Annotated in this window: 16 protein-coding genes; 3 read left to right on the top strand and 13 right to left on the bottom strand. The window is 67.9% G+C overall.

Translation table 11 applies throughout. The annotated features are described in order from the left end of the window. Positions 1-15: 15 nt before the first annotated feature. Both ACTJI4_RS12520 and ACTJI4_RS12515 read right to left on the bottom strand, forming a co-directional pair. Positions 16-558 (bottom strand): DNA-3-methyladenine glycosylase I, encoded by a 543-nt coding sequence (locus tag ACTJI4_RS12520; RefSeq protein WP_392915329.1) that lies wholly within the window; start codon positions 556-558, stop codon positions 16-18. After that, positions 555-2345 (bottom strand): DUF4153 domain-containing protein, encoded by a 1791-nt coding sequence (locus ACTJI4_RS12515; RefSeq protein WP_440869517.1) that lies wholly within the window; start codon positions 2343-2345, stop codon positions 555-557. The genes ACTJI4_RS12520 and ACTJI4_RS12515 overlap by 4 nt, the downstream gene beginning before the upstream one ends. Before the next feature lie 91 nt (positions 2346-2436). On the opposite strand from ACTJI4_RS12515, the gene ACTJI4_RS12510 reads away from it, so the two are divergent. From ACTJI4_RS12510 to ACTJI4_RS12500, 3 genes are read left to right on the top strand one after another with little or no spacing between them, the layout of a single operon-like run. Beyond that, a complete protein-coding gene (locus ACTJI4_RS12510; protein ID WP_392915335.1) occupies positions 2437-3003 on the top strand; it encodes a YqgE/AlgH family protein in 567 nt (188 codons plus the stop codon). Continuing rightward, on the top strand, positions 2996-3463 hold the full coding sequence (gene ruvX / locus ACTJI4_RS12505) for a Holliday junction resolvase RuvX (RefSeq protein ID WP_068849771.1): 468 nt from the start codon (positions 2996-2998) through the stop codon (positions 3461-3463). The genes ACTJI4_RS12510 and ruvX overlap by 8 nt, the downstream gene beginning before the upstream one ends. Positions 3464-3479: 16 nt before the next feature. Further along, positions 3480-4430 (top strand): aspartate carbamoyltransferase catalytic subunit, encoded by a 951-nt coding sequence (locus ACTJI4_RS12500; protein ID WP_392915339.1) that lies wholly within the window; start codon positions 3480-3482, stop codon positions 4428-4430. Positions 4431-4473: 43 nt separating this feature from the next. Here the strand turns inward: ACTJI4_RS12500 and ACTJI4_RS12495 are convergent, their stop codons facing one another. The 11 genes from ACTJI4_RS12495 to ACTJI4_RS12445 all read right to left on the bottom strand — a co-directional run bounded on the left by ACTJI4_RS12495 (position 4474) and on the right by ACTJI4_RS12445 (position 13842). Next, a complete protein-coding gene (locus ACTJI4_RS12495) occupies positions 4474-5277 on the bottom strand; it encodes a prolyl oligopeptidase family serine peptidase (protein WP_440869516.1) in 804 nt (267 codons plus the stop codon). Between the two features lie 67 nt (positions 5278-5344). Continuing rightward, positions 5345-5611, bottom strand: coding sequence for a hypothetical protein (locus tag ACTJI4_RS12490; RefSeq protein ID WP_440869515.1), 267 nt, complete (start codon positions 5609-5611; stop codon positions 5345-5347). Positions 5612-5624: 13 nt separating this feature from the next. After that, positions 5625-6986, bottom strand: a complete 1362-nt coding sequence (mgtE, locus tag ACTJI4_RS12485) for a magnesium transporter (RefSeq protein WP_392915349.1) — start codon at positions 6984-6986, stop codon at positions 5625-5627. 225 nt (positions 6987-7211) lie between these two features. Beyond that, positions 7212-8981: a phosphoenolpyruvate--protein phosphotransferase gene (gene ptsP, locus ACTJI4_RS12480; RefSeq protein WP_440869514.1), complete on the bottom strand. Its 1770-nt coding sequence runs from the start codon at positions 8979-8981 to the stop codon at positions 7212-7214. A 2-nt stretch (positions 8982-8983) separates the two neighbouring features. Continuing rightward, positions 8984-9253, bottom strand: a complete 270-nt coding sequence (locus ACTJI4_RS12475) for an HPr family phosphocarrier protein (protein WP_392915355.1) — start codon at positions 9251-9253, stop codon at positions 8984-8986. Then, positions 9246-9638, bottom strand: a complete 393-nt coding sequence (locus ACTJI4_RS12470; protein WP_068849788.1) for a PTS sugar transporter subunit IIA — start codon at positions 9636-9638, stop codon at positions 9246-9248. Before ACTJI4_RS12470 ends, ACTJI4_RS12475 begins: the two co-directional genes overlap by 8 nt. Positions 9639-9712: 74 nt before the next feature. After that, on the bottom strand, positions 9713-10600 hold the full coding sequence (gene rapZ, locus ACTJI4_RS12465; protein WP_392915359.1) for an RNase adapter RapZ: 888 nt from the start codon (positions 10598-10600) through the stop codon (positions 9713-9715). After that, positions 10597-11547, bottom strand: a complete 951-nt coding sequence (gene hprK, locus ACTJI4_RS12460) for an HPr(Ser) kinase/phosphatase (protein WP_068849794.1) — start codon at positions 11545-11547, stop codon at positions 10597-10599. The genes rapZ and hprK overlap by 4 nt, the downstream gene beginning before the upstream one ends. Further along, positions 11544-11996: a PTS sugar transporter subunit IIA gene (locus ACTJI4_RS12455; RefSeq protein WP_282246203.1), complete on the bottom strand. Its 453-nt coding sequence runs from the start codon at positions 11994-11996 to the stop codon at positions 11544-11546. Before ACTJI4_RS12455 ends, hprK begins: the two co-directional genes overlap by 4 nt. Positions 11997-12016: 20 nt before the next feature. Next, positions 12017-12340: a ribosome hibernation-promoting factor, HPF/YfiA family gene (hpf, locus tag ACTJI4_RS12450; RefSeq protein WP_068849799.1), complete on the bottom strand. Its 324-nt coding sequence runs from the start codon at positions 12338-12340 to the stop codon at positions 12017-12019. A 56-nt stretch (positions 12341-12396) separates the two neighbouring features. Next, positions 12397-13842: an RNA polymerase factor sigma-54 gene (locus ACTJI4_RS12445; protein WP_440869513.1), complete on the bottom strand. Its 1446-nt coding sequence runs from the start codon at positions 13840-13842 to the stop codon at positions 12397-12399. Positions 13843-13875 lie beyond the last annotated feature (33 nt).

The following is a 13875-nucleotide window of genomic DNA, read 5'->3' as shown; positions in this document are numbered from 1 at the left end:
GGCGGTGCCGCGGTATCAACGGGATTTCGCAGCCCACGGCGGCGGGATTTTTGCCAACTGCTTGTATACCGGGCAATCCTTTGCATGTGCGCCGGGCAGGTAGCCCAGGCTCATGAGGAATTCGCCGGTGATTTCGCCGCCGGTGAAGCGGAACGTCTTCTTGAACAGCTTCACCCAATCGGCCTTGTCGCGCGGGTGGTGCGCGTCCAGCCAGGCCGCGAAGCTGCCGTGGCTGGCGCGCAGCTGCTGGATCACCTGGGCGTTGTGGATGGCCGCATGCACCTTCAACCGGTTGCGGATGATCCCCGGATCGTTGAGCAGGCGCTCCACGTCGCGTTCGCCGTAGCCAGCCACGGTGTCCACATCGAACTGGCTGTACGCCGCGCGGAACCCCTCGCGCTTCTTCAGGATCGTTTCCCAGCTAAGGCCGGCTTGGTTGATTTCCAGCAGCAGGCGCTCGAACAGCTCGCGTTCGTCGCGCTGCGGGAAGCCATATTCGTGGTCATGGTAGTGACCGTGCACCGGATGTCCCGGTGCGATCAGGCAGTAGCCGCTCATGGGGTGTCGTCTTCAACGGGAGGTTGTTCGATGCCCAGTCTAGGCCCATCGCCGAGCGACAGCTGCGGCCAGCGTGCGGGATGTATCGTCAGGTTACCCCGGAGCAGCGGGTCGTACGCCGGGTCGCCCTGATACTCCGAGGGCATCGGGAATTCGATCTTGCCGGCGTCCGCCCAGTCCTTGCCCTCGCGCGCGTGCAGGCGGCATACCGCGCCGCCCCATGACGGCTCATGGCACAGCAGCACCTCGTCCACGCCATCGCCATCCAGGTCGCGGCGCAGCGCCACGCACCGCTCATCCATGCGCAGGCAGCTGCCGACGGTCACCGTTTCCGCCAACACCGCCTGCCACCACGCGGTATCCGGCGCCGACGAGCCCTTGGCCAGCTTCACCTGCTGCTGCAGCACCTTGAGGTCCTTGATGGTGTCGACATACTGCCCGTGGCTGCGCACCTGCGGATCCACGCTCAGCGCGTTGGCGATCAGGGCGTTGGCCCGTGGATCGGCGCTGAAGCGCGGGTCCTGCTGCAGTTCCTTCAGCGCCTCCACCCCGCGCCGGCCAAGGCCGGAGCGAAGGAGGAGGGCATCGTCGAGCTTGATCGCCGGCGCATCGGCCTGCAACCGGGCCATCTGGCTGGCCAGGCTGATCCGGATCGGGTCCAGCACCGGCGTATTGGCCAGCACCGCCGCGCCCAGCACCACCCAGCACATCCAGCGGTTGACCGGCTCGATCCGCTGCAGCCAGCGGCCGCGCTGGCGTACTGCAGCGATCGCATAACCCACCGCGTAGCCACACACCAGCAGCGCCGCCAGCAAGGCCCAGAAGCGCTCCAGGGTGACGCCGTACTGGCTGATGCGCAGCCCCATCGCATACAGCGCCAGTGCCGCATACACCGGCAGCGTGAGCAGGCTGGCCTCGACCAGCCGGCGCAGCCACGCCGGGTAAGGCGGCAGCTCGCTTTCGTGCTGGTACACCGCGTTGCTGAAGACGATCAGCAGCAGCACCAGGGCCAGCAGTACCGTGGCCGCCGAGCGCGTGCGCCACAGCGGTTCCAGGCCGGTGAAGGGCAGGCAGACCACGAAGATCACCGCGATGAACGCCAGCAGCGGCAGCAGGCCGCGCGCCACGGCAAACAGCACCTGGCGGATGACCTGGATGGCCCGGTCCTGGGTGCGCCCGATCAACACGCCGAACCCGAACAGCATGCCGGTGGCCAGCGCGATGAAGGCTTTTTCGCGGAACAGGTCGCGGAAGAAGTGGATGTCCACCAGGTCGAACAGCGCCGCCCACAGCCACAGCAGCATCCAGGTCAGTCCGGTGAAGCCCAGTGCCAGCGCAAGGGTCAGCCCGTTCTGCCAGGCGCGCTCGAACAGGGCTGCGTAGGTGGCGCGCCAATGTCCGTGCTGCAGCCGGAACTGCCACCACGGCAGCGCGACGAACACTGCGACGGCCACGCAGACGGAGAACGGCAACAGCAGCGGTGCCTGGCGCAGGTCGTCGGGCGTTCCACTCAGGTTCCAGCCGATCCAGCCGGCCATCGCCAGCACCACGGCCGAGGCCAGTGCCGCGTGCAGCCAAAGGCGGCGGTCGCGCATGTCCACCAGGGTCAGCGCAACGGCGGTGGGGACGCTCAGTACCCAGGTGTACCAGCACAGGCGCGTGCCGAACGCCTGGAACGGGCCGTGGTCGGCCGCTTCCTGCACCGCGTACAGCATCAGGCCCTGCAGCAGCGCGATCAGCACGATGGCGGCGCGCGAGGCAGGGGGTAGCGGCAACTGCGGGTTCATCGTGCTCTCCATGGCGTGCACACGTCCGTGACTGCACGCATCGTAGCCGAGGCTCACGCCCGTGTGCGGATGCAGCGGGTAGAATGGGCCCATGTCCACGTTGCCTACCTCCCTTGCCGATCACCTGCTGGTTGCGCTGCCGTCGCTGACCGATCCGACCTTCGCGCGCACCGTGAGCCTGATCTGCCAGCACGACGAAAAGGGCGCCATGGGCGTGCTGGTCAACCAGCCGTCCGAGTACACCCTGGGCGATGTGCTGGCGCAGATGGAAATCCAGACCGACGACCTCGTCCTGCGCGACCAGGTGGTGCTCAACGGCGGCCCGGTGCACCCCGAGCGCGGCTTCGTCATCCATGACGATGCGCGTGCGTGGGAATCGAGCCTGCAGGTGGGCAAGGGCGTGTACCTGACCACCTCACGCGACATCCTGGAAGCCATGGCCCGCGGCGAAGGCCCGCGCCATGCGCTGGTCACGCTCGGCTGTGCCGGCTGGACCGAGGGCCAGCTGGAAGGCGAGATCGCGGACAACAGCTGGCTGACCGTGCCGGCCGATGCCGAACTGCTGTTCGCCACGCCACTGGAGCAACGCTGGCAGGGCGCCGCCGCGCGGATCGGGGTGGACCTGTTCCGCTTGACGGACTACAGCGGCAATGTCTGAGCCGGCCACCATCCGCCGCGATGGAACCGTGCTCGGCTTCGATGTCGGCTCGCGGCGGATCGGGGTGGCGATCGGCAGTTCGTTCGGTACCCACGCCCGCGCCATCGCCGTGGTGGACGTGCACGGCAACGGCCCGGACTGGACCGCGGTCGAACGCCTGATCAAGGAATGGCGGCCCGATGGCCTGGTGGTGGGCGACCCGCTCACCCTGGATGGCCAGGACCAGCCCAACCGCAAGCGCGCGCAGGGCTTTGCCCGCCAGCTGCGGGAACGTTTCAAGCTGCCGGTGGTGCTGATCGACGAGCGTTCCAGCTCGGTCGAAGCGGCCCGCCGGTTCGCCGTCGAGCGTGCCGAAGGCCGCAAACGGCGCCGCGATGCGGCCACGCTGGATGCGGTGGCCGCCGCGGTGATCATCGAACGCTGGCTGTCCTCGCCGGACGATGCCACCCCCGTTTCCTGACCCCCAGACTCTGCCCATGACCGCCTCGCAACTCGATTCCGACGGACGCCTGCGCCACCTGCTGACCCTGGAAGGTCTGCCCCGCGAAACCCTGCTGCAGCTGCTCGACCGCGCCGGCCAGATCCGCGACGCGGCGGTCGGCCGGGTCGGCAACAAGCGCCACGTGCTGGGTGGGTCGGCGGTGTGCACGCTGTTCTTCGAACCCTCCACCCGCACCCGCAGCTCGTTCCAGCTGGCCGCGCAGCGGTTGGGTGCGGACGTGCTGAACTTCGATGCCTCCACCTCGTCCACGCGCAAGGGCGAAACCGCCTGCGACACGCTGAAGAACCTGGAAGCGATGGGCGTGCGTGGCTTTGTGGTGCGCCACCCGGATGACGGCGCCGTGGCCGAGCTGGCCGCTGCGGCGGGCGAGGGCACCGCGCTGATCAACGCCGGCGACGGCCGCAGCGCGCACCCGACCCAGGGGCTGCTGGACATGCTGACCCTGCGCCAGGCCAAGGGGGGTGATTTTTCGAAGATGAAGGTGGTGATTGTCGGTGATGTGAAGCACTCGCGCGTGGCCCGCACCGACCTGCATGCCCTGCGCACGCTCGGCGTGGGCGAGATCCGCGTGTGCGGCCCGCAGTCGCTGCTGCCGGAAGATGAAACGCTGAAGGGCTGCATCGTCGGCCAGGATTTCGACCAGATGCTGGAAGGCGTCGATGCACTGATGATGCTGCGCCTGCAACGCGAGCGCATGGAAGAAGGACTGGTGCCCTCGATCGAGCAGTACCACGCGCAGTACGGCCTGAACGCCGCGCGCCTGAAGCGCGCCGGCCAGGAGGCGGCCGTGCTGCACCCGGGCCCGATCAACCGCGGCGTGGAGGTCACCGACGAGGTCGCCGACGGCCCGCAGTCGTGGGTGCTGCGCCAGGTCGCCAACGGCGTGGCCGTGCGCATGGCGGTGCTGGAAACGTTGTTGGGGTGATCCGTGGAGGTACGCGACGACCTTCAGCCGTCGCGTAGTGCGATCACCGACGTTGCGCGAACAGCCATTCCCACATCGCGGCATCCGCGTAGGTCGCGTCCCAGGCGTTGTGGTTGCCCTGCGGGTACTCGGTGTAACGCATGTCGCGGGCGCCGGCGGCATCGAACGCTGCCTTCAATTTCCTGTCGTCGGCGGGCAGGACCACGTCGTCCAGGGCGCCATGGAACATCCAGATCGGCGTGGCCTTCAGGCGCGCGGCCATGGCGGCATACGGATCGGCTTCGTCGGCCACCGCTTCGACGAACAGCGTGGCACGTACCGCGCGCGGTGCCAGCACCGCGCCGCATACCGGCACGAGCGCGGCGAACCGGTCCGGATGTTCCAGCGCGATGTTCCAGCTGCCATAGCCACCCATCGACATGCCGGTCAGGTACTGGCGCGCGGGATCGGCGCCGAATTCGGCGATGGTGGCGTCCAGCGCGGCCAACGCGATGCGGTTGTTGATACCTGCCCACTCTTCGTCTTCCGGCACCTGCGGCAACACCACCAGCGCGGGGAAGTCGCGGGCATGCGCGCGCAGGTATGGCCCCACGCCGGCCTGGGTCTGCTTGCGGCCATCGCTGCCACGCTCGCCCGAGCCGTGCAGGAACAACACCACTGGCAGGGAACCGCGCTGGGCCTGCGCATCGCGCGGCACGAACACCTGGTAGCGCGATTGGCGCCCGTCCACGGTCACCGTCCGCTTGACGAACTGCCCGCTGTCGGAGGTACGCCCCGATGCGACGCCGCTCAACGCAAGCATCGCCAGCACCGCCAGCCACCACCATCCGCCCGCCCGTCGTGCCATCGCCTGTCCCTCGCTGGAATCGTTTCCAGTCTAGGCGTCGAGACACCACTGGACATCTTGCAGTGCATCAGTCCGGGCGCGGTACCGAGGCCAGGATCTCCAGTTGCTCGATTGCCTCGGGATGGCCCTCGGCGGCAGCGGCCTGCACCTGGGCCAGGCTGGGGTGAAGCACCAGCAGGACCGGATTCTCGCACTGCGGGCAGTCGAACTCGGCCTCGTCCTCATGCAGCTCCATGCTCATCTGGCGCGCGCTGCCCTGCCATTCGCAGGCGGGGCAGGTGTGGATCTGGTCGCGCCAGCCGGCAGCGAAGTAGTTGTCAAGGGTCAGGGCCATGTCGGTGAACCAGTCAGTGCAGCAGGATCAGGGTGGCCAGGCCCAGGAAGCTGAAGAAGCCCATGACGTCGGTGACTGCGGTGACCACCACGGTGCCGGCCACGGCCGGGTCCACGTTCATGCGCTTGAGCAGCAGTGGCAGCAGCACGCCGGCCAGCGCCGCCGCACAGAAGTTGATGATCAGCGCCAGGGTGATCACCAGCGACAGCAGGAAGCTGTGGAACCACAGGTAGGCAATGATGCCGACCACGGTGCCGATCAGGGTGCCGTTGATCAGCGCCACCCGCGACTCCTTCCACAGCAGGATGCGCGCGTTGCTCTGGCCCACCTGGCCCAGCGCGATGCCGCGCACCATCAGGGTCAGCACCTGCACCGCGGCGTTGCCGCCGACGCCGGCCACGATCGGCATCAGCACCGCCAGCGCGACCACCTTCTGCAGGGTCAGTTCGAACTGGCCGATCACCGTGGCCGCCAGGAAGGCGGTGCACAGGTTGATGCCCAGCCACACCACGCGACCGCGCACGGCGCGTTTGATCGGCGAGAACAGGTCTTCCTCTTCGTCCAGGCCGGCCGCGCCCAAGGCCTGGTGCTCGGCCTGCGAACGGATGATGTCGACCACGTCATCGATGGTGATGCGGCCGAGCAGGATGTTGTTGTCGTCCACCACCGGCGCGGACACCCAGTCGTGATCGGAGAACTGCCGGGCCACTTCGTCGGCGCTCTCGCCCACATCGATGGCCGGCTGCTCGTCGTCGATCAGCCGGTTGATCGGGGTGTTGTCCTCGTGGGTGACCAGCGAGGCCAGCGACAGCCGGCCCAGGTACTGGTGGCGGCGGCTGACCACGAACAGGTGGTCGGTGTGGTCGGGCAGTTCGCCGCGCAGGCGCAGGTAGCGCAGCACCACGTCGACGTTGACGTCGGCGCGCACGGTCACCACGTCCGGGTTCATCAGGCGGCCGGCGCTGTCCTCCGGGTAGGACAGCACCTGCTCAAGCCGCTCGCGGTTCTCGCGGTCCATCGACTTGAGCACTTCGTCGATGACCGTATCAGGCAGGTCTTCGACCAGGTCGGCCAGGTCATCGATGTCCAGGTCTTCGACCGCGGCGATGATTTCGTCCGGGTCCATGTCGGCCAGCAGGCTTTCGCGCACTTCCTCGCCGACGTGGACCAGCACCTCGCCGTCGTCTTCCGGGTCGACCAGTCCCCACACCACTTCGCGCTTGCCCGGCGGCAGCGATTCCAGCAGGTTGCCGATTTCGGCCGGCGCCAGCGTATTGACCAGCCGGCGCACCGGACCCAGCCGCCCGCTGTCCAGTGCATCGGACAACAGTCGCAACTGGCGCGCCGTCTTGTCGTGGCGTACGGCTTCGGCCATGCACAGCTCCCGCGGCAAAAGAAAAAAGGCCGCTATCCCGGACAGGATGCGGCAGAGGGGGTGGTCACCGCGTCATTATCGCTTGGATGGATGACAATCCGGTAGGTCAGCACGTCACGACCAACGGTCGTGACCTACCGGGCTGTTCATTACGTCACGACCAACGGTCGTGACCTACCGGGCTGTTCATTACGTCGCGACCAACGGTCGTGACGCGCCGGCCGTTCATTGGTGTGTGTCGATCCAGCGCTCGATGCCGCGCCGGTCGCGTGCGGCCAGCAGCTTGGGGGCGGCCGCCTGCAGCGCGGACAGGTCGCTGTCGCGCACCGCGCGGCGTACTTCCAGCAGTGTGCCGGGGTGCAGGCTGAACTCGGTCAGGCCCAGCGCCAGCAGCATGCGGGTCATGCGCGGGTCGCCGGCGATTTCGCCGCATACCGCCACCGGTACGCCGTGCTCGCGGCCGGTACGCAGGATGTGGGCCAGCAGGCGCAGCACCGCCGGGTGCAGTGGCGAATACAGCTCGCCCACCGCTTCGTTGTTGCGGTCGGCGGCGAGCAGGTACTGGACCAGGTCGTTGGTGCCGATGGACAGGAAATCGACCAGATCGATGAAGCTCTCCAGCGCGATCGCCGCCGCCGGTACTTCGATCATCGCCCCGAACGGGATGTGCTCAGCCATTTCATGGCCTTCTGCGCGCAGCAGCTCGGCCTGTTTGTTCAAACGCCGCCGCACCGCCAGCAGCTCCTCACGGGTGCTGACCATCGGCAGCAGGATGCGCAGTTTGCCGTAGGCCGAGGCGCGCAGGATCGCGCGCAGCTGGGTATCGGCCACCTTCGGCCGGGCCAGCGACAGCCGCACCCCGCGCAGGCCCAGCGCCGGATTTTCTTCGTTGCTCAGGGTGAGCCCGGTGCGGTCGGCCTTGTCCGCGCCCAGGTCCAGGGTGCGGATGGTCACCGGCCGCCCGCTCATGCCCAGCGCGGCGTCGCGGTAGGTTTCGAACTGCTCCTGTTCATCGGGCAGCTCATCACGCTGCAGGAACAGGAATTCGGTGCGGTACAGGCCCAGCCCGTGCGCGCCCAGCGCATGCGCCTCGGTCACGTCTTCGCGCGATTCGGCATTGGCCAGCAGGGCGATGTCGATGTTGTCGCGGGTGCGGCTGGGCTTGCTGCGCAGGCGGCCCAGCTCGCGCTGTTCGCGGGCCTGGTCGCGCAGGCGCGCGCGGTAATCGCGCAGGTCCGGCGGCAAGGGGTTGACGGTAATCTGGCCGGTGCTGCCGTCGATGCCCAGCACGTCGCCGTCGGAGATCTTCTGCAGCAGGTTGGGAACGTTGACGATCAGCGGCAGGTGCAGGCTGCGCGCCAGGATCGCGCTGTGCGACAGCGCGCTGCCGGCGGCGGTGACGATGCCGACCACACCGTGCGCCTGCAGCTGGGCCAGCTCGGAGGGCGCGATGTTGTCGCACACCAGGATTTCCCCGGCCAACCCCTTCACGTCCGGCGGGCGCTTCTGCAGGAACGCGTGGATGCGTCCGATCACGTGGTCCAGGTCGTCCATGCGGCTCTTTAGGTAGGCATCGTCCATGCCATCGAAGACCTTGGCCAGGCGGTCGCGCTGCACGCGCAGCGCATAGCCGGCGCTGTACGGACCGCTGCGGATCAGCTCATCCAGGCCGAACAACAGCTCCGGGTCATCCAGCAGCAGTGCGTGCAGGTCGAGGAATTCACCTGCTTCCTGGTTCAGTGCGCCCTGCAGGCGCTGGCGCAGGTCGTGCATTTCGGCGCGGGCCGCATCCACGGCCTGGTGCAGGCGCTGCAGTTCGGCCGCGACCTGGGCCGGGGCGATGCGCTGCTCGGCCACTTCCAGTGCATGGGGCAGGCGCACCCGGGCACGACCCAGGGCATTGCCACGCGAGGCCCCGTGGCCGGCCAGCAGCAGGGCACCGGACGCGGTCCGTGCCAGTGTGCTGGACCCCGGTCGCGACGATGGCCCCGGCATGCTCAGCTGTCCTCGTCGAAGCGTCGCTCGAACAGGGCCACCACGTCATCCATGGCGGCCGCTTCGTCTTCGCCGCTGATGCGCACGGTGACGGGAGTGCCCTGGGCGGCGGCAAGCAGCATCACACCCATGATGCTCTTGGCGTTGACCTCGCGGCCACGCGCTATCAGGGTGACGTTGCTCTTGTACGCGGACAGCAGCTGCACCAGCTTTGCAGTGGCGCGGGCATGCAGGCCCAGGCGGTTGGATACGGTGAGTTCACGTTCAAGCATCGTCGACAATCGCTCCATTGCGAGTGCCCGCCGCCGCAGTGGCGGGCAGTTGATCCAGTCCCTGTTCCGGATAATTCATCACTCGCAACAACATCGGCAGGCTCAGCGCCGAGACCCGGCGTGCCGGGGTGCCCAGGCGGGCCAGCTGCGCTGCCAGATTGCTCGGGCTGGCGCCATACAGGTCGGTCAGGATCAAAACGCCCTCACCACTGTCGACCCGCCGCAGGGCGGCCGAGGCGAGCGGGAGCAGGGCATCCATGTCTGCGTCGAACGGTACTTCGAAAGCTTCGGTCTTCAGCGGCAGGTGCCGCAGGAGCCGGGTCGCCACGTCCAGCAGGGACGTACCGACGCCGGGATGCGTTACAAGGAGAATGCCACAGGTCATTGCCGAACGTTAACATCCCAAGATGAATTGGGGATACACCCGTTTGCAACGGACCGTTGGTCCGTTGGCCGTGATCAATCCAGCTCGCGGTGGAACGTGGCCACTTCCGGCCAGCCCTGGTCACGGGCGTGCCGGGCCAGCCGCTCGGCCAGGTATACCGAGCGATGCTTGCCGCCGGTGCAGCCAAAGGCCACGGTGACGTAGCTGCGGGTGTCGTTGCCCAGCCGCGGCAGCCACGTATCGAGGAAATCCACCAGCTGCTCCACGTATTTCTGCACGTCCGGCTGGGTATCCAGATAATCGCGTACCGGCGCCTCGCGGCCCGACATCGGCCGCAGCTCCGGGTTCCAATGCGGGTTCGGAAGGACCCGGGCGTCGAACACGAAGTCGGCCTCGGCCGGCACGCCGCGCTTGTAGGCGAACGATTCAAACAGCAGCGACAGCTTGTTGCCGTGGCTCAGGGCGAACTCGGTCACCACCCTGCGGCGCAGCTGATGCACGTTGAGGGCGGTGGTGTCGATCACCGCATCGGCGGCGCGGCGCAGTGGCGCGGTCAGTTCGCGCTCGCGTGCGATCGCTTCGGGCAGGGACAGTCCCAGCTGGCTGAGCGGGTGGCGGCGGCGGGTGTCGGCGTAGCGTTTGAGCAGGGCCTCATCGGTGGCATCGAAGAACAGCAGCTGCGCGTCGAGCCCGGCCGCCTTGGCGTCTTCGCGCCAGTGCGAGAGCTGGCTCAGGTCGCTCTGGCCCCGCACGTCGATGCCCACCGCCAGCCGGCGCGGGGCGGCGGCATCGTGGCCGGCCAGCAGGCTGCGCACGAAGTCCGGCAGCAGGTTGATCGGCAGGTTGTCCGAGCAGTAATAGTCGAGGTCTTCGAAGGTCTTCAACGCCACCGTCTTGCCGGAGCCGGACAGCCCGCTGACGATGATCAGGGTGGCGGCGGTGGGTTCGGCGGCGGCGTTCATGGGGTGCGGCGTTCCAGCAGGTTGCTGTGGCGGGCGATGAACATCGCGGCCGGGTCGATGCCCTTGGTGCGCAGGATGTGCAGCCGGGTGGCCGCCTCGGTCAGCACCGAGAGGTTGCGGCCGGGCATCACCGGCAGGGTGATCAGCGGCACGTCCAGGTCCAGCACGTGGCGGGTGCCGGAATCGCCGGTCAGGCGCTCGTAACCATGGGGGGTGGGTTCGGTCATGGGCTTGGTCAGGTGCACGATGAGCCGAAGGTACTTGTTCTTCTTTACCGCTGTGTCACCGAACATCTCGCGCACGTTGAGCACGCCCAGCCCGCGCACTTCCAGCAGGTCCTGCAGCAGCTCGGGGCAGGTGCCGTCGAGCACGTCCGGGGCGATCTGGGTGAATTCGGGGGCGTCGTCGGCTACGAGGCGGTGGCCGCGGCTGAGCAGCTCCAGTGCCAGTTCGCTCTTGCCCGAGCCCGCTTCGCCGGTGATCAGCACGCCGATGGAGTAGATCTCCATGAATACGCCGTGCAGGATCACCCGTGGCGCCAGGGTCCGGGCCAGGTGGTAGGAGAGGTGGTTGAGCAGTTCATGGCCGCGCTTGGGCGAGATCCACAGCGGGGTCTGCGATTCGTCGGCTGCCGCGCGCAGGTCTTCCGGGCACGGCTGGTTGCGGGTGATCACCAGCGCCAGCGGGTGCGACTGCATGATCCGTTCGATGGTTTCCCAGCGCTGGCGCGAATCCAGCGAATCCAGCCAGGACAGCTCCTCGGTGCCCAGGATCTGCACCTTGTTGGGGTAGATCGCGTTGAGATAACCGGCCAGCGACGGGCGCCGCGAGACGGTGTTGCCGGCCTCCAGTTCGCGCCGCTCGCCTTTCTGCCCGGCCACCCAGCGCAGGCTCAGACGGTCACGCTGCTGTTCGAACAGTTCACGCGCGGTGATGCTGGTATTCATGCGGCACTCGCCGGCGGGGGGAATTCGATCACCTGGCGCAGTGCCGCCGCATCGCGCGCTTCGCGCAGCGCCTGGCGGATGGCCGGCTCGGAAAACAGCTCGGCCAGCTCGGACAGCAGCATCAGGTGTTGATGGGTGTAATGGCTGGGCACAGCGATGGCGAACACCAGGTCCACCGGTTCATCGCCGCCGAAGTCCACCGGCGTCTCCAGCCGCAGCAGCGCCCCGCGGGGGCGTTCCAGCAGTGGCGCGCGGCCGTGCGGAATGGCGATGCCGTGGCCGATCGCGGTGCTGCCCAGGGTCTCGCGCTCGCGCAGGTTCGTGTAGAGCAGTTCGGCATTGGCTTCGCGGCAGGCCAGCAGCCGGGCGGCCGCCTTGAGGACACTGTCGCGGTCGGCGGCCGGCAGCACCTGGGTGCGCACGGCCGCCAGTAGATCAGTCAAAGGCATGGAAAAGGGGAAGCGGGGCGTCAGGCGTCATTGTCGCCCAAGGGAGCCGGAACCGGGGCATGCTGGTGCTTTTTCTCCTTGTGCTTGATCACCAGCCGATCCAGCTTGTCGGCGAGCACATCGATGGCCGCATACATGGTCTGGCCGTTGGCCTCGGCGTGGAGGGTCTGGCCTGGGATGTTCACGCTGGCGTCGACGTGGTGGTCGGGCTTCTGAAGCTTCAGTGTGACCCGCGCGTCGCAATGCTGATCGAAGTGCTTGCCGATCCGGGCCAGCTTCTCCTCTACGTAGGAATGCAGGGCCGGGGTGACTTCGACATCTTTGCCAAACGTTTCGATGCGCATCGGGTTTCTCCTTTGTTCGGATGAGCCAATGAACCTTGCCGCCAGGCGTGTGAGCGTCAGGCGATGCGTACTCGTTCGTGCGAGGCGGAAATGTTCATGGCTTCACGATACTTCGCCACGGTGCGGCGCGCCACCGGTATTCCGGAGGTCTTGAGCAGGTCAGCCAGCTTGGCGTCAGAAAGCGGCTTGCGCGGGTTCTCGTCGTCGATCAGGCGCCGGATCATGGCCTGGATGGCGGTGCTGGACGCCTCGCCGCCGCTGTCGGTGTCGATCCCCGAGGCGAAGAAGGCGCGCAGCGCCAGGGTGCCGCGCGGGGTGCGCACGTACTTGCGGGCGATGGCCCGGGAAATGGTCGACTCGTGCAGGCCCAGTTCTGCGGCGACCTCGCGCAGGGTCAGCGGCCGCAACGCCTGCGCGCCGAACTCCAGGAAGGCGGCCTGCTGCTGCAGCAGGCAGCGCATGACCCGGAGCAGGGTCTCGCCACGGGCCTCCAGGCCCTTGAGCAGCCAGCGCGCCTCCTGCAGGTGGGTGCGCAGGTAGCCGGCGTCGCTTTCGCCACAGCGGCGGATCATCTGCTCATAGCCGCGGTGGATGACCACCTTGGGCCCGGCATGGCCGGCCAGGGCGGCCCGCCAGCTGCCGTTCTGGCGCCAGACCACGCAGTCGGGCACCACGTAGCTGTCGTGGGCCAGCTCGCCGATCTGGGTGCCCGGGCGCGGGTCCAGCGAGCGCAGCAGCTGCACGGCGATGTCCACCGCCTGCACCGGCTCGCGCAGTTCATGGGCCATCCCGGCCACGCCGCTGCGCGGCAGGCGCTCCAGCGGGCCGTCGGCAATGCGCCGGGCCAGGGCCAGGCCGGGGGTCTGCGGGTCGAGCACGTCCAGCTGCAGCTGCAGGCATTCGCCCAGGCTGCGCGCGCCCACCCCGATCGGGTCGAAGCGCTGGATCTGGTGCAGCACGGTGAGGATTTCGGCTTCGTCGGCATGAATGGCCGGAAGCAGGGTTTCGGCGATGGCCGACAGTGGTTCGCGCAGGTAACCGTCGTCCTCGAAGGCGTCGATCAGCGCAGCGCCGATGCTGCGGTCACGCCGCGACAGGTGCGACAGATGGAGCTGCCACAACAGGTGATCGGCCAGGCTTTCGGTTTCGGCCACGCGTTCGGCGGCGCTGCCGTTGTCATCATCGTCGAACGAACCGCCGCTGCTGCCGCTGCTCCAGTCGCCTTCGCCCGGCGCCCAGTCGTCGGCACCGGAGAGGGCGGGGTCGCTGTCGCCGCCAGCATCGCGTTCGGCTGCCTCGGGCGGGCGCTCGTCGCTGTCCGTTGCGGCATCCAGGGTCGGTTCGGCATTTTCGGCCCAATCCAGCAGCGGGTTGGTTTCCACCGCCTCGGCGATTTCCAGTTCCAGTTCGGCGCTGGACATCTGCAACAGCTTGATGGCCTGACGCAGCTGCGGCGTCATGACCAGTTGTTGTCCCAGCGATGTCTGCAGCCGTGCTTTCATGCCTGTGCCGAACGGAGGGAAGGCGCTGCAGCG

This window comes from Stenotrophomonas sp. 22385, assembly GCF_052045085.1.
In the GTDB taxonomy this organism is placed as follows: domain Bacteria; phylum Pseudomonadota; class Gammaproteobacteria; order Xanthomonadales; family Xanthomonadaceae; genus Stenotrophomonas.
Note: the sequence above shows the minus strand (reverse complement) of the source record. Positions and strands in the feature narration are given on the sequence as shown.